The 21,212-nt window shown below is 43.3% G+C and carries 21 protein-coding genes; 3 read left to right on the top strand and 18 right to left on the bottom strand.

Annotation, left to right across the window (positions count from 1 at the left end; translation table 11 throughout):
- Positions 1–28: 28 nt before the first annotated feature.
- The 9 genes from IRB79_RS06295 to IRB79_RS06260 all read right to left on the bottom strand — a co-directional run bounded on the left by IRB79_RS06295 (position 29) and on the right by IRB79_RS06260 (position 9,220).
- The gene (locus IRB79_RS06295; RefSeq protein ID WP_243507463.1) at positions 29–1,405 is read right to left on the bottom strand and encodes a sigma-54 interaction domain-containing protein; all 1,377 of its coding nucleotides are present in this window, start codon (positions 1,403–1,405) and stop codon (positions 29–31) included.
- 228 nt (positions 1,406–1,633) lie between these two features.
- Positions 1,634–3,514, bottom strand: a complete 1,881-nt coding sequence (abc-f, locus tag IRB79_RS06290) for a ribosomal protection-like ABC-F family protein (RefSeq protein ID WP_243507461.1) — start codon at positions 3,512–3,514, stop codon at positions 1,634–1,636.
- 302 nt (positions 3,515–3,816) lie between these two features.
- A complete protein-coding gene (locus tag IRB79_RS28015) occupies positions 3,817–3,951 on the bottom strand; it encodes an RAxF-45 family protein (protein ID WP_264740266.1) in 135 nt (44 codons plus the stop codon).
- A 184-nt stretch (positions 3,952–4,135) separates the two neighbouring features.
- Positions 4,136–5,086, bottom strand: a complete 951-nt coding sequence (locus IRB79_RS06285; protein ID WP_019382577.1) for a cation diffusion facilitator family transporter — start codon at positions 5,084–5,086, stop codon at positions 4,136–4,138.
- Positions 5,087–5,216: 130 nt separating this feature from the next.
- Positions 5,217–5,849 (bottom strand): response regulator transcription factor, encoded by a 633-nt coding sequence (locus IRB79_RS06280; RefSeq protein WP_243507459.1) that lies wholly within the window; start codon positions 5,847–5,849, stop codon positions 5,217–5,219.
- Positions 5,850–5,894: 45 nt separating this feature from the next.
- Positions 5,895–6,911, bottom strand: a complete 1,017-nt coding sequence (locus IRB79_RS06275; protein ID WP_243507458.1) for a sensor histidine kinase — start codon at positions 6,909–6,911, stop codon at positions 5,895–5,897.
- Positions 6,908–7,642, bottom strand: a complete 735-nt coding sequence (gene liaF / locus IRB79_RS06270) for a cell wall-active antibiotics response protein LiaF (protein WP_243507456.1) — start codon at positions 7,640–7,642, stop codon at positions 6,908–6,910. The genes IRB79_RS06275 and liaF overlap by 4 nt, the downstream gene beginning before the upstream one ends.
- Positions 7,643–8,223: 581 nt before the next feature.
- Positions 8,224–8,856 carry a PspA/IM30 family protein gene (locus IRB79_RS06265; protein ID WP_243507454.1) on the bottom strand — a complete coding sequence of 211 codons (633 nt, stop codon included), beginning with the start codon at positions 8,854–8,856 and terminating at the stop codon, positions 8,224–8,226.
- Between the two features lie 16 nt (positions 8,857–8,872).
- Positions 8,873–9,220, bottom strand: coding sequence for a lmo0954 family membrane protein (locus IRB79_RS06260; protein WP_243507453.1), 348 nt, complete (start codon positions 9,218–9,220; stop codon positions 8,873–8,875).
- Between the two features lie 247 nt (positions 9,221–9,467).
- Here IRB79_RS06260 and IRB79_RS06255 point away from each other — a divergent pair, with 247 nt between their 5' ends.
- On the top strand, positions 9,468–9,983 hold the full coding sequence (locus tag IRB79_RS06255) for a hypothetical protein (protein ID WP_243507452.1): 516 nt from the start codon (positions 9,468–9,470) through the stop codon (positions 9,981–9,983).
- A 254-nt stretch (positions 9,984–10,237) separates the two neighbouring features.
- Here the strand turns inward: IRB79_RS06255 and shc are convergent, their stop codons facing one another.
- Positions 10,238–12,112: a squalene--hopene cyclase gene (gene shc / locus IRB79_RS06250; protein WP_243507451.1), complete on the bottom strand. Its 1,875-nt coding sequence runs from the start codon at positions 12,110–12,112 to the stop codon at positions 10,238–10,240.
- Positions 12,113–12,341: 229 nt separating this feature from the next.
- Between shc and IRB79_RS06245 the strand changes: the two genes are divergently transcribed.
- Positions 12,342–13,277 carry a VanW family protein gene (locus IRB79_RS06245; protein WP_243507450.1) on the top strand — a complete coding sequence of 312 codons (936 nt, stop codon included), beginning with the start codon at positions 12,342–12,344 and terminating at the stop codon, positions 13,275–13,277.
- 56 nt (positions 13,278–13,333) lie between these two features.
- Here the strand turns inward: IRB79_RS06245 and IRB79_RS06240 are convergent, their stop codons facing one another.
- Positions 13,334–13,591: a hypothetical protein gene (locus tag IRB79_RS06240; RefSeq protein ID WP_243507449.1), complete on the bottom strand. Its 258-nt coding sequence runs from the start codon at positions 13,589–13,591 to the stop codon at positions 13,334–13,336.
- Between the two features lie 90 nt (positions 13,592–13,681).
- Positions 13,682–14,161, bottom strand: a complete 480-nt coding sequence (gene rraA / locus IRB79_RS06235; protein WP_243507448.1) for a ribonuclease E activity regulator RraA — start codon at positions 14,159–14,161, stop codon at positions 13,682–13,684.
- 339 nt (positions 14,162–14,500) lie between these two features.
- Here rraA and IRB79_RS06230 point away from each other — a divergent pair, with 339 nt between their 5' ends.
- Entirely contained in the window at positions 14,501–14,644 is a 144-nt protein-coding gene (locus tag IRB79_RS06230) for a hypothetical protein (RefSeq protein ID WP_243507447.1), read from the top strand.
- A 34-nt stretch (positions 14,645–14,678) separates the two neighbouring features.
- On the opposite strand, the gene mutM is transcribed toward IRB79_RS06230, so the two are convergent.
- From mutM to IRB79_RS06200, 6 genes are all read right to left on the bottom strand, one after another.
- Positions 14,679–15,488, bottom strand: coding sequence for a bifunctional DNA-formamidopyrimidine glycosylase/DNA-(apurinic or apyrimidinic site) lyase (mutM, locus tag IRB79_RS06225; RefSeq protein ID WP_243507445.1), 810 nt, complete (start codon positions 15,486–15,488; stop codon positions 14,679–14,681).
- Positions 15,489–15,576: 88 nt separating this feature from the next.
- A complete protein-coding gene (locus IRB79_RS06220) occupies positions 15,577–16,713 on the bottom strand; it encodes a trans-sulfuration enzyme family protein (protein WP_243507443.1) in 1,137 nt (378 codons plus the stop codon).
- 123 nt (positions 16,714–16,836) lie between these two features.
- Positions 16,837–18,030, bottom strand: a complete 1,194-nt coding sequence (locus tag IRB79_RS06215; RefSeq protein WP_243507441.1) for a Ger(x)C family spore germination protein — start codon at positions 18,028–18,030, stop codon at positions 16,837–16,839.
- A complete protein-coding gene (locus IRB79_RS06210) occupies positions 18,027–19,616 on the bottom strand; it encodes a spore germination protein (RefSeq protein WP_243507439.1) in 1,590 nt (529 codons plus the stop codon). The genes IRB79_RS06215 and IRB79_RS06210 overlap by 4 nt, the downstream gene beginning before the upstream one ends.
- Entirely contained in the window at positions 19,613–20,734 is a 1,122-nt protein-coding gene (locus tag IRB79_RS06205; RefSeq protein ID WP_243507437.1) for a GerAB/ArcD/ProY family transporter, read from the bottom strand. Before IRB79_RS06205 ends, IRB79_RS06210 begins: the two co-directional genes overlap by 4 nt.
- Before the next feature lie 66 nt (positions 20,735–20,800).
- Complete coding sequence (locus IRB79_RS06200) at positions 20,801–21,034, bottom strand: hypothetical protein (RefSeq protein ID WP_243507435.1); 234 nt, start codon at positions 21,032–21,034, stop codon at positions 20,801–20,803.
- Between the last annotated feature and the right edge of the window lie 178 nt (positions 21,035–21,212).

Raw genomic sequence — 21,212 nt, 5'->3', positions numbered from 1 at the left:
TAATGCAATATTCATGCCAAAGTATGTATTAACAATCATATTTTTTTAATTTTCTTACTACTGAAGGCTGACTGATCCCCAAGGCACCCGCTATTTCTGTAGTGGTTCGGTAACGCTTCCTTGCATTGATTAATACTTTCTTCTCTACTTCTTCCAAAATAGAAGGGAGAGATTGACCCTCATAATCTATAAAACCATCTTTTTTTCCTTGCATATGGTATTCATAAGGCAGGTCCTCTTTCGTGATCATCAGGCTGGTGCTTGTAACGATAAGCCGCTCCATCAGGTTTTCAAGTTCTCTTACGTTTCCCTTCCATTCGAGCTGCAGCAAGTGATCAACCAGGGATCTGTCCAGCTGCCTTTCCCGATTATGCCGCTTGGAGATAGAGTGGAGAAAATAATGAATGAGCGCAAATAAATCCTCCTTCCTCTCCCTTAAAGGCGGAATCTTTAATGGCACCACGTTCAGCCGGAAGAATAAGTCCTGCCTGAAATCCTTGGATTCAACTGCTTTTTCGAGATCCTTATTTGTAGCTGCCAGGAGCCGAAAGTCTGCCTGAACTGGCTTTGTTCCCCCTACTCTATAAAACTGCTTGTCTTGTATGAATTTCAGCAGCTTTGCCTGCAGATGGGCTGAGAGTTCGCCAATTTCATCAAGAAATAGCGTGCCTCCTTTTGCCATTTCAGCAAATCCCATTTTGCCTTTATTCTTTGCCCCTGTAAAAGCACCGCCTTCATACCCGAAAAACTCAGCTTCAAAGATGGATTCCGGAATAGCACTGCAGTTTACTTCAATGAACGGCCCGTCTTTTCGCGTACTGTTTTGATGAATCCATTTGGCGAGAGCTGATTTTCCGACACCTGATTCACCCAGGAGCAGGACTGTGACATCTACATCCCGGATTCTTCTGATGGTTTCAGCTATATTTCTCATCGCCAGGCTGTCAGCTATCATGCCATCCATTTTGATGCTCTTATTGCGCAGGAGATCCAGCTCGCTCTTAACCCTGGCCATTTCTTCCTCAACACTGTTCAGGTATTCTTTTATAACAAGAAGTTCTGAAACATCGTAGGAATAGCTGACAATATGATCGATTTTTCCAGTTTCATTGAATACTGGAATACCAGTAACCAGGATCTTTTTGCCTGAGCCGGCTTTTTGCACCAGTATGACTTTTTTCTTTTTCTTTAATACTTCAGGAGTAATCGCAGGCTTGAAGACCCCTTTTCTTTCCAGATCATAAACAGATTCGCCAAGAAGAGATTCCGGTTCAACGCCGTAATGGCTGCCGCTGCCTTTACTGACTTTTATAATTATGCCGTCTGCATTGGTTACCATAATGTCTTCTTCCATTGAAGATATGACTTCTTTGTCATTATTCCAGTCCATGAAAAAGCTGTTCATTAGTCCCTCCGAAAAAATTATTCAATATTGAATAGTGTTTCTTCTTTTGAAAGATCTTATTATTAAAAGAAAATCTCGTAAAATTATTCAGATTTAAATAATTATTCATTTTTGTATATTACTATACAGGAAATAGATGAAAACTGAAAGGTTTATTTGAAATAATTTTATATTAATTCAATAAAATGCATAAAAAAGGCTAACCCATTTGTTAGCCTTCACTCGCTTTTATAAAATAGCATCCAGTTTCCCGTATAGCTCTTCCCTCTGCTTTTCAAGTTCTTCTTTTTCTTGATAAGCTATCTGCAGCTTCTCTAAATCCATTTCCTTTTCCAGAATCGTTTCTAATTTTATGAGACTAGTCTCAAGTTGTTCAATTGCGTACTCTAATTCCTCTGGTGCCAGCCCTTTATTATTTTTTTTCGGAGAAACAGCCGCTATCTTTGCCTTTTTAACAGCAGGCACTTCAATCTCCGCTTTCCGCTTCTCCTCCATTTTCTTTCTGGCCCAATCATAATTCCCTTCATAGTAATGAAGTTCTTTTTGATCAATCCAGTAAATTTTGCTGAATATTCGATTGATAAAATAACGGTCATGAGAGACAGCCAAAATCGTTCCATTGAATTCTTCCAGTGCCTCTTCAAGTACCTCTCTAGATTCGATATCAAGATGATTGGTCGGTTCATCAAGTATAAGAAAGTTAATATCCCTGTGCATGAGCTGGGCCAGGCAAAGCCTCATTCTTTCACCGCCGCTCAATTGCGATACTTTACGAAAAACAGTATGGCCATAAAAGAGGAAACCGGCCAGAATATGGCGTGCCTCTCCCTCTGTTACAGTCAGCCCTTCCCTAAAAGTGTCAATTACCGATTGATCATTAGCATTTGAGAAAACATGCTGTGACAAATAGCCAATTTTCAGGTTGCTTCCTTTCCGAATTTCCCCTGCATCAGGTTCTAGCTCTCCCAGGATCATTTTGACCAAAGTCGATTTTCCTGTTCCATTATCCCCGACAATAGAAGTCCGGTCGCAGAATTGGATGTGCATGCTGACGTTTTGGAATAAGTACTTACTCCCAAAAGACTTGCTTACTTCTTTCATTAAAACCACATCTTTTCCGCTCCGCTCAGATGATTCAAGATCCATATTCATTTTTTTTCGGTTTAATACAGGCCGGTCCAGCTTCTCCATACGCTGGAGAGCTTTTTCCATGCTGCTTGCCCGTTTATGAAGACCCGCGTTAGGCGGGGTGCATTGATTGGCCCATTCTCTTAACCTCTTGATGGCTTCCTTCATCTTTTTGATTTTTTTCTGCTGTTCTTCATATTGCTGAAACTCTCTCAGCAGCCTTTCTTCTTTCTCTTTTACAAAGCCTGAATAGTTTGTCTGATAAAGGGTGATTTCTCCATCTTCCAAATCCAGAATCCTGCTGACCGTTTCATCCAAAAAAAAGCGATCATGTGAAACGAGCACCACTGTCCCTTCATAATTCTTTATAAAATCAGCCAGCCATTCCACTGCCTTAATATCCAGGTGGTTGGTCGGCTCATCCAGCAGAAGCAGATTCGGGCTTTTCAGGAGCATGTGTCCTAGACATACCTTTGTTTTTTCTCCACCGCTTAGACTGCTGAAATCCTTGTTCAGAAGACTCCTGATATTGAGGCCATGTGAGATGCGGTCTATCTGGCTATCCACTTCATAGCCGTTATTCAGTGTGAACTGATCCTGCAGTTCTCCGTACTCTCCAATAAGTTTATTTAATTGATCCGGAACCGTCTCATTCGCCATCTCCTGTTCCATTTTCTTCATCGTTTTTTCCATCTCCAGCAAATAAGCAAAAGCTGTTTTTAAAACATCAATTGCCGTCATACTAGCCGGATAATCCGGAATTTGCGCCATATAGCCAATCTCACACCCCTTTCTCCAATGAATTTTGCCGGTTTCCGGGACTTCTGCTCCAGCCAGCAATTTAAACAGTGTCGTTTTTCCGCTTCCATTTCTTCCTGTCAAACCAACCCTGTCCCTCTCATGAATTTCAAAGGATAAATTTTCAAATACTATATTTCCGCCGTAACTTTTTCCGATTTGCTGTGCGCTGCATGCGATCATATGAGTTCCTCCGATTTTTAAAAATAAACACAAAAAGGCCATAGGGAACATGCTCCTATGGCCTAAGTAAATTCTGATAAAATTCTGCGGGTCCTTCCCGCTCATAGGTTAGGTGAATCCCGCAAATGCGCGGGTATTCATCTAAACTGTGTGCTTTTTTATCAGAATGATACGGGCGGCAGTTTCCCCATCAAGATTTTTATATCCTGAAGCGGACTTTACTGCCCTAAAACGGAATAAAAAAAAGAGAGCTTGAAGAAGCCCCCTTCACCGTTCCTGAAATGCGCGTTAAAGAGATGTTCTCACTGTTTTGTTTTCATATGAAATTTGCTAAAAAAGGACAGACTTGTCCCGTTAACAGCAAAGCCATGAAAAATTGCACGGTAAATTGTCAGGAATTCAATCCATTCACCACGTGCCAAAACAGTTCCAATCATCTCTTCTCCACCTCCATTTCAAATAAGTTAGTTTTATTTTAATATTTCTTCAATTCAAAAGCAATGGGTATTAGCCTACATTTTCCAGCATAATGTGCATTTTTTAGGATCTGGGGTTCCGCTGGTAAGGAAAAATTATACTCACTAAAAAAGGAAGCCTTTAATGCAGGCTTCCTTTTCATTATTATTTCCACGTCTGAATCTGGTCTGTTTCAAGAATACCAAGAGTTACATCACTAATATCAGGGTCATCAAGCAGCTGATTTCTTACACCAATTTTTATATCATCCGCATCGGCAAGCGTGAGGCCTTCGACTAGCTCAATGTACCCTTCCACATGATATCTTCTTCCCTCCTGTATCAGCCGCAGCTGTTTAATATCCACGACTTGAGGATCACCGAGAATAATTTGGGCGATACGGTCTTCAATATCTTTTGGTGCAGCTACTCCAATCAGGCCCAATGTATTTTCAAATCCGATTTTCACTGCGATGCCCACCAGAAGCAGTCCAATTAAAATTGTGCCGACCCCATCCAGGAAGTAAAGTCCAGTAAAATGAGCAATTAAAATTGAAACAAGGGCAAGCAAGGCACCAAATGTCGCAATAATATCTTCATAAAAGACCAGGCGTGTTGGAGGGGAGGCAAGCCTGACATTTTTAAAGGCAACAGGCACAATGCCAAATCCTTTGGCAGGATTCCTGGTTTCATGGCCGATTTCTTTCATGGCTTTTAATAAAATAAATCCATCGACAGCTACGGCAAGAAGCATAACTCCTACATTGAGCCAGAGGTCGGTTGATTCCTTTGGATGCTGAATCAATTCCCAGCCTTTATGTATCGTTTCATAGGCCATGATGGAAATGACGATAACAGCAATTAATACGAACAAGTTGATCACCCGGCCAAATCCTGTAGGGAATCTTTTGGTTGGCGCCTTTTCCGCAAGCGCACTGCCAAAAAACACAAACCCTTGGTTCAGTGCATCAGCGAGAGAATGAAGGGTTGTGGCAAGCATGGCCCCGCTCCCGCTTGCAAAAGCTGCCAGCCCTTTAGCAATCGCCAGTGCCGTATTTCCGATTGCCGCCATCCCCGATGATTTATTTCCTTTTTTCAATAAAGCAATCACAGACATTTCATCACCGCCAAATTTTTTTGTTTGGTTTTATTGTTACCCTTATGAGCCGATTCTGAATCATTTTTTTCTGGTTCATTATTCAGGCTAAAATAAAAAGAGCTAATATCATAATTAGCTCTCCAGAACATTATTTAACCAGCGAGTGCTTGAAGGCATAAATGACTGCCTGGGTCCTGTCCTGCACCTGCAGCTTGCTTAATATATTACTCACATGTGTTTTGACTGTTTTTAAGGCAATGAAAAGTTCGTCGGCAATTTCCTGGTTCGTTTTACCTTCTGTCATCAAAAGAAGGATTTCCATCTCGCGGCTCGTCAGCTCTTCATGGGGCAGCTGCTGGTTTTTCTGCCTCATTTTCACCATCATTTTACCGGTCACTTCGGGCTCCAGCACCGATTGTCCATGATAGGTCGAGCGGACTGCCTCAGCAATTTCACTGGCTTTAGAAGTTTTCAGCATATAGCTTGTCGCTCCTGCCTCCAAAGCCGGATACACTTTTTCATCATCAAGGAAGCTTGTCACAATGATGATCTTAGCTTCCGGCCATTGCTCAATGATTCTTCTGGTCGCTTCTATGCCGTCCATTTCTTTCATAACGAGATCCATCAAAATGATATCCGGCCTCAATTCGAGTGCCAGATCAATAGCTGTATTCCCGTTATCCGCTTCTCCTATAACCTCTATATCCGGCTGTGCCGTCAAATAGGAAGAAACTCCAATCCGAACCATTTCATGGTCATCCACAAATAAAACTTTAATCATTGGCCTCACCCTCAGAATTTAGTCTTGCCTCAAGCAGACATTTATTTACATAATCGGAACCTTTACTTCAAGACGGGTTCCTTTGTTTCTTACACTGATGATTTTCATGCTTCCGCCAACTTCAGCGGCACGTTCATACATATTCTGCAGACCGTAAGAGCCAGCCCTCGTTTCCTCTACATCAAAACCGACTCCATCATCAGCCACACGGAGTATGGCATAATCATCTCTTTGAATCAGGAGCACTTCAAGATTTTGCGATTTGGAATGGCGGAGTGTATTGGACACAGCTTCCTGAAGAATGCGGAAAAGATGGTCTTCCACCCCTTTATCAAGCGGAAAATTCTCTACCTTCCATTCAATCTCCATCGATACTTTTTGAAGCAATTCGACCAGAAGCTCTTCAATTCCTTCCTGGAGGCTTTTGCCCTTAAGGGCCGCTGGACGAAGGTGCAGCAGCAGGGCACGCATTTCCAGCTGTGACTGATGGATCATTTCTTCCACCATTTTCAGCTGTTTTGCCTGCCTGCCTTCCGGATCCTGCTGGGTTTCAGTAATAGCGGACATCATCATGGATGCTGCAAACAGCTGCTGGCTGACAGAGTCGTGAAGCTCGCGTGCAAGCCTGTTCCGTTCCTGGGAAACGATTTCCTGCATCCTGTTCTCGATATCTTCCGCTTTTTCATTTGCCAGCTTTTGAGAAATCTTTGCCTGATCTGCCATATGCTTTTGAATCTTCTCGGCCCTGATTGCTATGGAATGCAATTCTTTACCTGTTTCCTGCACATCCAATTGGCGGCCTTCCTCCACCTGGTGGAGCATAGTATCTACTGCAAAAAGCTGCCGGCGCCAGTAAATGCCTGACAATAATCCAAAGATCAGGCCAAGAGCCAGACTTATGCTCGGCACAAATAGGATAAACGGAATATCGAGTATTTCCGTTTCCCACAGATCCCGCCAGCCGGGAATGGGAAACATCGTAAAAAAAGAAGCTGTCAGGACAGCAAGAATGAAGAGGGACATGCCTGCTCCCCAGGCAATTTGCCGCTGAATGATACTCATACGCGCTTCACCTCGATATCCCCGACTGCAAGTGAAGTGAAAATCTTAACGCGCTGTCCTGATTGATCATAGCCAGGCGTCTGAAGCTGAAGGAGCTGGTTAAACATCTTTGATTCTTCGTGCTCGAAGATTCTGGCCTTACCCACAATGGCTGAATGGCTGACACTAACCTCCACGTCGTAGGGCACAAGCACCTGCACATTTCCGATGAAGTTCCGGATGAAAATAACGGTTTCTCCCTTGGGAATAACCGTATAGCTTAAGTCTATGACCGTATCGCCTATGCCGGTCTGGATATTTATATCATTCCATTCATATACTTGCTCAGGTGTTTTTTGCTGGCCGACAAATATATTGGAAAAAAGAGGATTCTTTTTAATGACTGTTTCCTTCTGGAGATTCACTGCCGGTTCCTTGAACTCCGGCAGAATCCGTTTAGGGTCTTTTTTGGACTGCCCAAACTGAATCAGCAGGTGAATCAGAATCGCCAGCAGGAAAAATTTCAGTGTCATCATGCTGAAAATATTGATGAGCAGAAAAATTAGCCCAAGCCAGAAAAGCCATTTTCCGGAGCTCTTAGGCATCCTCTTTCTTCCGATATATACCATTCCAATTGGCACAAGAAGAGAGAATAACACGCCGCTATTAAAAAAGGCTATTTCCACAAAGAGAAAGACAAAGCCCAATATGATAATCCAGCTCATATAATCGCTTTTGTTGTTAATGTTCATGAGGCATCCCCCCTTCTGTGTATATGGAATGATAAGAAAAGCGGAAGCGCCTTCGGAACAAGCCAAAAACGCTTGTTCCTGCGAAGAACATCCAAGGAAGCTTTCCCTTGGTGCTCACCCCCGACAAGCACAAGACGAGCCTCACGGAAAGGCGTTCTTTGCCTTTTTGGGAGGATTGCCCGAAATGTGGAGGCGACTGCCCTTTCAAGGAACGCAGACTAAGAGCGCCACGTCCTGTGGCAACGTCTGCATGACCCGCATCCTGCGGGCCTCAGGCATAAGACGGTTCCTGTAAGAAGGCGTTCTTACTTCTGAAAGGAAACGGCTTATGACCCCGAGTCCCTAGGAGCCGCAACAAGACATGCTTGTGACCTCGAGAGGTAGGCGCTGGAGCTAGACAAAGCTAGACAGTTATAGACTTTAAAAGGCGCAGTATCCCTACGCCTTTTTAGAATACCATTTTTTGTTCATAAAATAGAAAGAGTTTTTATCTTTTTTGGGAAAAAGATATTACAGGCCAGGATTAATTTTTGTATTTTGTTTATTTCAGACTTTTTCTAGCTTAGTTTTATCTGAAACAATTACAATACAGGCTTCTTCTCCATCTCTTTTTCCAGCTGGGCGATGCGGGCATCGATTGTGCTGCGGTGATAGGAGCTTTTCACCTGGTGTTCAAGACGGTCAAGATAGGATTCGATTTCCTGGAATCTTGTAAAGGACTTATCATTGTTTTGATCAAGCACTTTATCCATTTGGTGGTTGGCACGTGTGATGTTTTCACGGCCCATCAGCTCCATGCGGCGGATGTGCATATCCTTCAGTTTGTGCTTCATTTCCTCGTATTTTCTTTCAAGATCACCCATTTGCTGTACTGCCTGGTTCAGGAGATCCTTCAAACGGCTGGCACGCTCTTCATACTGCATTTGCTCCTGAGCTGCAAACTGATAGAGTTCTTCTTCACCAGCCTGCGTGGCAACCTCTGCCTGGCGCTTGCGTTTGTCTGCAAGGTTTTTCGCCTGTTCGTATTCTCGGGTAAACTCTTCCTTCAATGTATACTGACGTTCCAAAAGCTTGCGGACCTTTTCGGTTTCACGCTCACATTCACGAAGGTATTGGTTTAAGAGTGAGATTGGATTCTTTTTCTCCTTTTTATCCAATGCTTCATGAAGGTCTGCCATTACTGTATCTTTGATTCTCGTTAATAGGTTTGCCATTTCTATCTCTCCTTTTTTAGTTTCTGTTTAAATCCGCCCATTGCTTTTCAAAGTTAGCAAAAGGGTCATTGTCTTCTTCCATTACACTTGAGCTTGAATCGTTCCACTTTTTATAGACCAGATAAAGAACGTATGCAGCTGCAAGCCCTAAGATTGCCGGAAAGTTGGAAGCCGTGGCCATCAAAGCGATGAACCCAATGATTCCATAGCCGATTTTTGCCATCGTGCTTTCTGCTTTTATAAATTGTTTAAACACAAAGTATAGAATCGCCGCACTTACTGCCAGACCCACGATCGGGCCCAGATTTGAAATCAGCACCATGGCTGCAATTCCACCTGCTATCAGTAATCCAAGTTTTTTCATTTTCGTTTCCTCCTTTCTTGATTTCATCTTACCTGTATTGTGTAAATGCTATAACGAGCCTCAGCTTTATTTTTAAATAAGACCTGAGACGTAGCAGATGGTCGGACTCTTTCAATCAATATGGGAAATATGGAAAAAGAATGTACGTTAATACGGAAAAATGCGGGGTAGACATGGGGTAGGCAAACAAATAATGATGCTGCATTGCGCAGATTTTTCATACATCTATTGAAATGGAGGTCCTCCCGTGTTTGGGTATGATGATTTTTTGAAATTCATTCAAGCTTTTTTTGTGGTTTACCCGGTGGTCACACTGATTCATTTATTGGGACATATCTTCTTTGCAGGCATTTTTGGAGGAAAAGGGATCCGAGTTATCATTGGCACAGGCAAAATACTATTCTCAATGAGGTTTTTGGAGGTTAGACGGTTTTACTTCTGGTATGGAGGGTGTGAGTTTACCTCTTTAAAATACAACAATAAACTGACCAAATCTCTTATCTTTTTAGGAGGGTCTATTTTTAACATAGGCAGTATTTTTATTGTAAATTACCTGATCCGGATGGTCATTCTGGAAGCTAACATGCTGTGGTACCAATTTGTATATTTCTCCTTTTATTACGTCTTTTTCGCCCTGCTGCCAATGGATATGGCAGATGGCACGCTTAGTGACGGTAAGGCCATGTACAAGCTCTGGTTTGATAAAAATAAAGATGATTCCTCAGCAGACTGCCAGCTGATTGATGAGGAGAAAAGAAAATGAGCAGGAGTATGAGCGAATTTTCGGTTTTATGGGCGGAATTTCAAAGTTATGAGCGAAATTTTGGTTTTATCGGCGAAATTTCAAAGTTATGAGCGAAATCTCGGATTTATCGGCGAAACTTCAAAGTTATGAGCGAAATCTCAGTTTTATCGGCGATATTCCAGTATTATGAGCGAAACCTCAAAATTATCCGCAATAACCCTAATTAATAAGCCAATAAAAAAAGGAAGCCCCAATCATTCGGAGCTTCCTTTTTACATAAATTTCTTTTCATAATGGCCTAGTGCCAATAGCGGCCAAATATACCGGTAGCTGTGATAGTGCATGTATAGGAAGCCGGCCATTCCTTGCCCTTTTGGGTAATCTGTCGTCCAGTCATTTCTTTGGCCCTCGCGAATCAGGAAGGCAATGCCTTTCCTGATCTCAGGGCTGTTTTCATTAGAAACGGCAATTAAAGCATCCACGGCCCAGGCAGTATGTGTTAATGTACTGCTTCCCAATGGAACATAGCGTTTTTCCATATCGCTTCTGCAGGATTCTCCCCAGCCGCCGTCTTCATTCTGCACAGACTTCAGCCACTCAACCGCTTTTCTGATGTACTCTTCATCTTTCTTTTCCCCTGCAGCGGCGAGGCCGGTAAGGGCTGCCCAGGTTCCATACAGATAGCAAATCCCCCAGCGTCCATACCAGGAACCGTCTCTTCTCTGATTCTTTTTCAGCCAGCCTATTCCTCTTTTAATTGAAGGTTCAGCTCCTGTAGTGAAGATGCCTAAATATTCAATGGTTCTGCCAGTTAAATCTGCTGTGGACGGATCGGTGAGAATAAACTCTGCTCCTTGAATGGGAATTAGATTCAGCAGGCGGCTATCCACATTTTTTTCAAATGCCGGCCACCCCCCATCACGGTTTTGCATGGATAGAGCCCATTGTACTCCTCTCTGCCTGGATTTCTCGACAGCAGCTCCTGTTTGATTGTGAATGCTTCTCAGACTGGCGGTCGTATCGTCCACATCAGGATGGGTAGTGTTGAAGTCTGAAAATCCCCAGCCTCCAGGAAGTCCCTTGCGGTTGTGGACCGTCCAGTCTCCGTGACGGGTTTGCTGCTTTGACAGCAAATATTTATTTGCTTTAAGAATCGCCGCATCTGATTCATCTACACCTGCCTCCTGGAGGGCGTGGGAAATTAAAGCCGTATTCCATACTTTAGCGTCAGTGAATTGAAAATGGATATGTCCATCTATTGTACAGGACATTCCCTTTAATCCCTTCACCGCCTTGATGATGACTGGATCTTTGGGAGAGTAGCCTAGAGCGAGGAGGGCAAAAATCATATAAAAAGTGCTGCTGAAATAATTTAATGATGTTCCATCCGGTTCAATCCGCTCGAGCATATATTGCTTTGTTCCCTCATATGCCATACTGCGGAGACGTTCAGGAATTCCAATTAAGCTTTCGGCCATGCCGGTAAGAATGTTACCAAGTTCTCTCCATTCATCAGAACGTCTTTCTTCCCATAGCTCTTCCCTGTCCCTTGTTCCATAGATTTCATCCAGATCCGGACTATTTTCCGTTCTTCTCCTGAATTTTTTGCTGCCAAGCAGGATAACCGGCAGGAGATTAATTCTGGCAAAGCTCGAAAGCTGGTAGATGCTGATTGGGCTGGATGGAGGAAGCAGCACAATTTCGATGGGCACTGGAAAAACAGCCGGCCATGGATATTGGCCTGTCATGGCAAGCAAGATTTTCGTAAATAATCCTGCTTTTTTTATCCCGCCCTTTGATAAAATAAATTTCCTTGCAGCTGCCAGATGCGGATCATGCCTCTGTCTATAGCCTGAGTACAAAAGGGCGTAATAGGCTTCAATGGTTAAAGATAAGTTCCCTTTTTTTTCGTCTCTAAAAAGCTTCCACGCACCACTCTTATCCTGGCGGCTTTCAATTCTCTCCGCCAATTTTTGAATGAGCGTTTCATCCTTCGTGTTAAGCGTCCGCAAAAGGATAATCATATAAGCATCAGTCATGATTCCAATTTCAAAAGGATACGCCCATGAGCCATCCTGAGATTGGCTGCTTTTCAGCAATTCGCTTAACCGGCTGATTTCTGCCTTGACTAGCTGCACATTCCTCATTCCCTCACTAAAGTTTTATTACACTATATTCCTTAATCAATTAAAGAATTCGACATTCCGAGAGAGTGTGCTAAGGGCTTTCTAACGGACAGAGAATGTTGCAGCAGTCCCGGGCATGATGACATGGCTTCATGGCAGCTGTTCAAAGAGATGCCTATAATCAATCATTTTTTCGGCACATGAAACAATTCTCTCCTGCCCATACTAAGGTCGGAGGTGCATCAGCGATATGAAATTCTCATGGGTATTGGGGATCATGCTATTAACACAAACTCAAACTGCCAGTCTTCCTGATGACTTATCCATTGAACATGACGGCAGATCCATTGCAAGTGTCAACAGGACAGAATATCAAATGCCGTTTCCCGGGCTTCCGCTATTGGACGGTGAACGGTTTATTCAGCTCCTGGAAAAATTAGATCGCCAGACGTATATTCCGCCTAAGAACGCGTACATAGGCGAAAGCGGGCGTGTCGTTGCTGAGAAGCCTGGAAGAATACTGCACCGCAAAGCATTCACAGATGTTTTTTATACATATTTTTACAGTAACAGGCCAGCTAAAATTGAGATCCCAACACTCCCCGTTTACCCGAGAGTGGATCGGGATCTTATCTCCCATATCCGGGTTAAAATGATCGGCCAGTATGTTACGTATTTTAATCCGAATAACACATCACGCTCCCATAATATCCAGCTTGCAGCAGAATCCCTTGATAATTATGTTGTTTTTCCGAATGAAGTATTTTCTTTTAACCGTGCTGTCGGCAAAAGAACGGCAGGGAAAGGCTATAAGCGTGCTCCGGTTATCGTTAGAGGGGAACTGTCAGAAGATATCGGGGGCGGGATCTGTCAGGTATCCTCCACTCTATTCAATGCAGTTGACCGGGCAGGCGTCAAAGTGATCGAGCGTTATTCCCACAGCAAAAAGGTTCCCTATGTACCGCCTGGCCGAGATGCAACTGTAAGCTGGTATGGCCCGGATTTCACCTTTAAGAACCGTTACAGCTCTCCCCTGCTCATACGGGCAAAAGCTATGCATGGCCAAGTGGTAATCAGAGTATATTCCTCTGATGAAATTGATTATGAGCCCCGCCAGGTCCCTAAAGCGTCAACAATGCTGCCGGAAGAAATCAGCATTGAAAAGGAAGCGATTTTAGAGGATTGATAGCTTTGTTAGCATGCATTCAGGCAGGCATCCAAATCTGACTAATTTAATGTAATCTATAAAAAAAGGCCGATGACCATTATTACCAGCCCGAAGATCGCAGAGCTGCGCTTCACGCTTCTGTTCTGCCGGGGCTTTAGGAATAAACTGATTACAAAACCAACTGGCAAAACAATGCCATTAAAGCTAAATGTAAATGTTCCTAATAGATAATAACCAATCAGTTTCAGGATCAAAAGCTTTTCTTCCTCATTCCTGCTGCGGAACAAAAAATAAATGCCGACTGCCCAAAATAATATAAAGATTATAAACATATGGTGCACCCCCTTTTAAATACGGTATTCTGTGTTAAGCAGGAAAGTGCTATAAAAAGAGAACACCCGCTTATCAGCGGGTGTTCTGCTTTAGATAAGAGCTTTCGAAGAGACAATCACGCCATCTTCATCTGCATATACATATTCTCCCGGCTTCCAGTCAATCCCGCCGAACGTAACTGGGATGTTTCGATCCCCTTTTCCTTCTTTTCGGCTTTTTAAAGGATTGCTGCCAAGTGCCAAGATGCCTGAATCAAGGCTTCCAAGCTCCACTGTATCCCGAACGCACCCATAAATGATCACACCGGCAAGCTTTCTTGATTGGGCAATTTCACCAAGCCGGTCACCCATTAAGGCGCATCTTTTTGATCCGCCGCCATCCACCACCAGTACACTTCCCTCTGGAATGGACTCCAGTGCCTCTTTTACCAGAACGTTATCTTCAAACACTCTAACCGTTGAAATGGGACCGGAAAACTTTCTTTTTTGCCCATAAAATTTAAACTCCTGCTGGCAAATAAGCAGATCTTTGCTGTGGTCATCACATAAATCGGCCGTTTTGAAATCCAAAAGAGATCTCCTCCTTTAGCGCTTTTGGCTGTAAAACACTTTATGCCATCTTCTTTACTTCGATATGCAGCACCCTGTTCCCTTCCTTTTTTAATAATCGAAAGGGAAAGATTGATGATTTCAGGCATATACCTTTTAGTAAGGAAACGCTCTTGGTTCAGAAAAGCGGAAGCGCCTTGCCCACCCCCGACAAGCACAAGACGAGCCTCCCGGAAAGGCGTTCTTTGCCTTTTTGGGAGGATTGGCTTGTGACCTCGAGGGGGTAGGCGCTGGAGCTAGACAGTTATCGACGTTCAAGATTTTATACTTTCTATCTTATGAAAATAGGGAGGTTAAGGAATGGCTTTAATGTGGGCAATTACAATCGGTTTTATGGTTTCATTGGGACTGGCCGGATTTATGCTTGTCCATTTTCTAAAGGGTGCAATGGATTCCCGTGATTCCACGACAGTTGATAGGATTCAGACTGATCCGGAAGAGTAGAGAAAAGAGGCTGCAAGTAAAGGCAGCCTCTTTCTTAGTTTTGGCAATTTGCGCAGTAAAACGTTTTCCGAGAAGATATTTCTTCTTTCACTATAGGGCTGCTGCAGCGGAGGCATGGCTCTCCTTCTCGATCATACACTCTGCACTGCTCATTATAACCCCCGGTTTTAGCATCTGCTTTAAACAAAGGCTCTTCCATATAGCCCCCATACTGAATGGCCCGGGTTAATACGCCCTTCATAGACTGATACAGGATTTTTAATTCTTCCTCATCCAATTCATCTGCTTTTCTCATAGGCAGCAGCCCAGCCTCAAAACAGATTTCATCACTGTAGCAGTTGCCGATTCCCGAAAGAAACTGCTGATTGATGAATGTCGTTTTCAGCATTCCTCTTCTGCTTCCGATCAGTTCGCGGAAGGCCGGAAATCCCAACGTTTGATCCAGAGGCTCCGGTCCCAGATCTGAAAGCTCATTTTCCACCTCTGTGTCTGTCAGCAAGTGGAGATAGCCAAGTCTAAGTCCAATAAAGTAAAGCTTTTTATCCCCAAAAGAAATAATGACCTGTTTGGTGCGGTCAGGATTGTCCGCTTCATTGCCAATATACATCCAGCCGCCAAGCATCAGATGCAGCAACAGATTTTTACCGGAACTCAGCTTAAAAATAAGATGTTTAGCCCTTCGGGTGATTTCGGTTATTTGCGCATTTATCAGCTGACTTTTGAATTGGGCAGGCTGCACGTTGATGGACTTTTCCCGATTTACTTCTACATCAGTAATGACTTTACGGGCCAGCTGCTCCGTTAACAGCCTTCTGTAGGTTTCCATTTCCGGAAGTTCAGGCATGGTGTCAGCTCCTTCCTAAATACTGTTACCTTAGTATTTAATGGAAGGAATCACTTCATTCCTGAAAATTACACGGATTTGACAGAATTCATCCCAGACTCCGAATAATTGCCTCATTCAGCTGTGCCATGATATCATCCGCATGTTCAATTCCGATGGATATCCGCACCACCTGCTTGGTAATGCCGAGTTCATTGCATACTTCTGGAGGCAGTGCCCGGTGAGATGTTGTCAGCGGATGGGATACGGACGTTTCAACACCCGCAAGTGTCGGCACAATTTTAATCCACCCCAGCTCTCTAAAAAACTCATTCACATCAGCATTGTCAGCCAATTCAATCGTAACAATGGCGCCGAACCCTTCTTCACCGTGCTGAAAAGGATAATAGACATTTTTTATTTCTTGATTTTGCTCTAATGCCCTTGCCACTCTTCTGGCATTTGCGGACTGCTGCTTCATTCTGAGAGCCAGAGTTTTCGCGCCCCTGCATGTCAGCCAGGCCTCAAACGGACTTAAATTAGCCCCGAGGTTTACAATTTTTCCGCGTGCTTTTCCGACCAGTTCTTCATTTCCAGCCAGGACACCTGCTGTAATATCGCTATGCCCGCCTAAGTATTTGGTTGCACTGTGGACGACTAAATCAATGCCTTTCAAATAAGGCTGGCAATGATAGGGAGTGGCAAATGTATTATCGATCAGGGTAACGAGATTATGCTTCTTCGCGAGGCGGACGACTTCTTCAAGGTTCTCCACCCGCAATAATGGATTTGTGATGGATTCAGAATAAAGAAGTTTTGTATTCTCCTGTATGGCTCCCTCCACCTGCACAGCATCTGAAAAAGGAACAACGGTTACTTCTATACCGAGCTGTGACAGCTCTTCCTTGATTAAATGGAAGCTGCCGCCGTACAGGTCATCCGCTGCCACAATATGGTCGCCGCTTTTGACCACAGCAAGCACTCCCGCCAGAATAGCGGATAAACCGGATGAGGCAGCCGTCCCGGCTGGTGCTCCTTCCAGGCTTGCAATTAAGTCCCCAAGCTCATCCGTATTCGGATTTCCGACCCGGGAATAGAGATAATTGCCGTTTCCCTGATAAAATCCCTCCAACTCTTCCAGATCATTGAATGCGAAGGCGGAAGTTTGATAGATCGGTGTTACTTTACTTTTAATCTTGCGATTGCTCTTATTTTTCTTGTGCAGAACAGAAGTTTCAAAATTCATTTGGCCTTTCCCCTTTAAAAGAAATAAGGGCTGGACAACGCCCAGACCTTTAATGCGAAATTAGCTGAATTATAGAAAAATTATATCAATACAGCTTTTATGCGTCAATGAAGGAAAGGATCTCTACTTTACTTCCTTCAGAAAGCTTTTAGTCCTGATGCCTGTTCGCCGAATGATTAAAGTTGTGTCTACATTTATATCAGCATCAGCAAATTTTTCATCCCAGTTTTTCTGGACTTTTTTGAAATCCTGATAATCCTGTCTCAGCACAACTTCACCAAAACCGAAAATATCGGTTCCATATTCCTGCTGGACCTTCTCAATCGTTTCTGTGACCATTTCATTAATCTGTTTCTGAGCAGTCTTCCCACTTTCCTCGTATGTCTTTGCTTTATCAAACTGATCGTTGCAATGAGTCCCGTCAATATATGCCTCTGCTCTGATTTTTACATTAATTTTTGCTTTTCCATTTTCGAGTTTCCCTTTAATCCTTGTACTTGTATCATATACTCGTAATCCCATATACTGATTTTCACTGCATTCTATCGTAATAGAGGTTTTAACGATTTTATCCTGAATCCATAAGTAATTTCTTGAATCCTCCAGTGTCAGAAATCCTTCCAGTTTATCACCCTTGAATATAGCCAAAGAGTCCAGGACCACTAGTGCATCCGGGGTGACCTTCATCATATTTTCCGCACTGGCTCCTGCTTCCGGGTCACCCTTAATCCGGACAGCGGCCATTACAGGCTGACGGCCCGGAGCTGTCCAGGCTGTAATGACATCATTCATCCTCACCCCTGGATCTCCGCCCCAATCCTTCATCATGGTGTCCAGCTGAGTGTGCAATTTTAAAGAGGTTGATTTCTGGAATTGATACGTCACTCTTAATACATCAGATCCCTTTCCCCCTCTTGCAATCAATATATTAAAATCATCCCGGATTTCCCTGTTTCTTTCCAGAAAATCAATAAAGTCAATAATCCCTTCTTTAGCAAGTTCCTCTCCGATTATCAGAGTGCGCATGTGGGAATAGATCAAATGCCTGGACATTCCTTCATTCACTCTATAGGTCAGCTCAGCCAAAGAGTTTCCTTCAGCAGAATAAACAATCGATGGAGCATAACCGCTGGCGGTGCGGTTATTCAACTCTGTTGCATTAATGCCTTCTACAGTCAGGGTATACTTATCATCCTCGCCCTTATCCACAGCCATTCCTGTCACAACCGTTATTTCACCCAGCTCTCTCTGATCCCAGCATCCAGAGAGCAGTATAGCCGTCAAAAAAACGGCGAACATCACACCATATTTTCTCAATTGGACTGCTCTCCTTCCATTGGAGGAGGAGAAGGCGACCCTGTCTTTGTAAACTTTTCAGGATTCTGTGTTTTTAGATAAGCTGGCCGCTTCCTCATGCTCCAAATCGGGAATCGGAAAAAGACATCTTTCTGCTGTTCGATGATAAACGGAGCAACCGGTGAAAGATACGGAACGCCAAAGGATCTGAGAGAGCTCAAATGAGCCACAATAAAAACAAGAATAATCAGGACGCCGTATAAGCCCAGAAAGGCTGACACAATGATCAGCAGGAATCTTAACAGCCTTGCTGCTGCAGCAAAACTATAAGTGGGTGATACAAAATTGGCTATGGCTGTAATGGCGACAATGATGACCATTATATTCGATATAATCCCTGCTTCAGCTGCAGCCTGTCCAATGACGAGAGCGCCTACAATTGATACAGTCTGCCCGACAGCCCTTGGCATCCGAACACCGGCCTCACGGAGAATCTCAAAGGTAACTTCCATCAATAACACTTCAATGACTGCCGGAAACGGCACTCCTTCCCGCTGTGCAATGATGCCGAGAAGCAGCGGTGTCGGAAGAAGCTCATGATGAAAGGTTAAAATACCGACATATAAGGATGGCATAATCAAGGCAATCATAAATGATAAATACCTGATCATTCTTAAAAAGCTTCCCATCATGAAGTTTTGATAATAATCTTCTGCAATGGAAAAGAAATCAACCAGAACAGCCGGAACCACCAGCACAAAAGGAGTCCCGTCAACAAGGATGGCAATTTTCCCTTCAAGCAAATTGGATGCTACTGCGTCAGGCCTTTCTGTATTCAGCGCCAGCGGAAAAGGTGTGGCGGATTTGTCAGCAATCAGCTCTTCAATATTTCCAGATTCAAAGATAGCGTTCACCTTTATCTGCCAAAGCCTTTTGCGGACTTCCTGGACGATCTTTTTATTTGAGATGCCCTCCATATATCCGATGTACACGGAAGTATGGGTCTCAGATCCAATAATGAATTTTTCAAAACGAAGCTTTCTGTTTTTAATTCTTCTCCTCAGCAGGCTTACATTTGTTGAGATTGATTCTACAAACCCATCCTTTGGACCCCTTATAACGGTCTGGGTGCTTGGCTCTGTAATGGACCGGTCTTCACCGGAAGCCATGGAAAGGGAAAGCGCTTTTTCCATATCTTTAAAAATAATAATGATGTTTCCATAAAGCAGCGCTGTAATGATTTCATCGAATGACTCAACCAGCTGGTAGCCTGCCCCTCCGAATTTCTCCTTGCATAGTGATTTCAGATCGTCCTCCGTTGTTAATTCAATGCCATCCTCCTTCCCGCTGAGCGATTGAAGAATCGTTTCCTTTAATAATTTTGTATCAATCATAGTTGTAAGATAGATGAGCAAAGAATCTTTCCCCTCTGTTTTCAGCTCATCCATGCTTAAATCAACTGTGCTTCCGAACTCTGCATTTATTCTTTTTTTCAGCTGTTCCAGACTCATGCTTTTAAGATCTGGGCCAGTGTCTGCAGCTTGCTCAGGCTGAACAGGATATTCTTTCTTTTTGTGCATTTTTAAAAGTGATTTAAGAATACTCAAAACTTCATCCCCTTCACGCCGGGTTTAGCCTTTTTCTTTCGCCGCTTCCATAAAACTGCGATCAGCAGAAGTGATGGCAGTCCGAACTGCAATGGCAAGTGCAGGAAGTATGGTACCATCTCAAGCCCCTCCTGCCAATGATCACCGAAGTTTACTGATATTAATATAGAAAAAGATGAAACAATCATGGCCACCGGCAATGAAAAATACCGGTAAGGAAGCCGGAAGGTGTACTCAAGGCCTTTCAATCCTGCAAACATGAACACCGACCCCTTGACCAAAATCCCCAGCATCATAATAAAAACAACGAGTGCATCAATTCTTTCAATGAAATTGCCGATTGAGACCTCGCGCGCTGAACTGAGCATGGGAAAATTGGAACGCAGCAAAGCATCAGCCCCCAGTGTGACAATCATCAGAAACATCGCAAATAATAAAAGCGCACCTGCAATTCCCACCCCCAGCAATGACACACGCAGGCAATATTTAAAGTTGGTTACAACCGGAAGAATGAGTGTAAATGCAATAAGCTCGCCAAAAGGAAACACGATCAAAGTTGGAAAAAGCGCATTCAAAACTGGCTTAAGCCCATCCCCAAGCACAGGCTTAATCTCATGTAAATTGGCATTGCCGCTTGCAAATAATAGGATGGTTAGAAGAAACAAAAATCCGAATAAATAAGGAGTAAAAATTTCCGAAGTTCTCCCCAGGACTTCAAGACCAAGATATAAAATATAAGCCATCAGCAGACAGATGGTCAGCGAGATGATTTCAATCGGCGTCGACGGCAGAATGGCCGAAGCAATCAATTCGCCAAAATCACGGACCACCCTGCAGGCAAGGTATAGGAAATAAACCACGTAAGTAATAGAAAAAATGATTGCAAGCGGCCTTTTAAAGCCAAACTCCATCAGCTCGAATAAATTTTTTCCAGGCACCCGGCTGATTAAAGAGTAATAGAATAGCATGATTCCAAACCCAATCATTATGGCGGCTGCGATTGCAATCCAGGCATCTTTCTTGGCATCCCCGCCTACTCCGACAACAATGGCGCTTCCTAAAAGGAAATTGATCAACAATGTCAGCAGCTGGCTGAGAGAGATATTCTCTTTTAACATTCCATCACCAATCCCTTTTAAATGTATGCGCGCTAAAAATCTTCCCTCTGTCACCACATGGAGTGTCTACTGGGATGACCCCGTTTTTTTCTTCGCTTTAAAAAGGCGAAAATCAATGACTGCACTTGAAGCCAATCCAATAAATACAGAAACAATAATGATCATTCTTCCAGTGGCAATCTCCTTAAACAGTAAATTCCTCAAAGCTTCCCAGATCGTATAATCAAATATTTTCATATCAAAAAACGCAGCTGTTAAAGTCATTAACAGAAAAATGGCCAGATAGCTAAATGTAATCATGACTGTACCCCATTAACATTCGATACTGTATATCTTTTCTCGGCCTGCACATTTTATCCAGAAATGATAAAAAAACAGTGGAGAACCGGATTTATTATTCCCCCTGATTAATTAACAATTTTATGGGTATGGTTAGAGAAGGAGAATTTGTATAGGAATAGGGCTTTCAGGAAAAATT

It is taken from the genome of Cytobacillus oceanisediminis (assembly GCF_022811925.1).
In the GTDB taxonomy this organism is placed as follows: Bacteria; Bacillota; Bacilli; order Bacillales; family Cytobacillaceae; genus Cytobacillus; species Cytobacillus oceanisediminis_D.
Note: the sequence above shows the minus strand (reverse complement) of the source record. Positions and strands in the feature narration are given on the sequence as shown.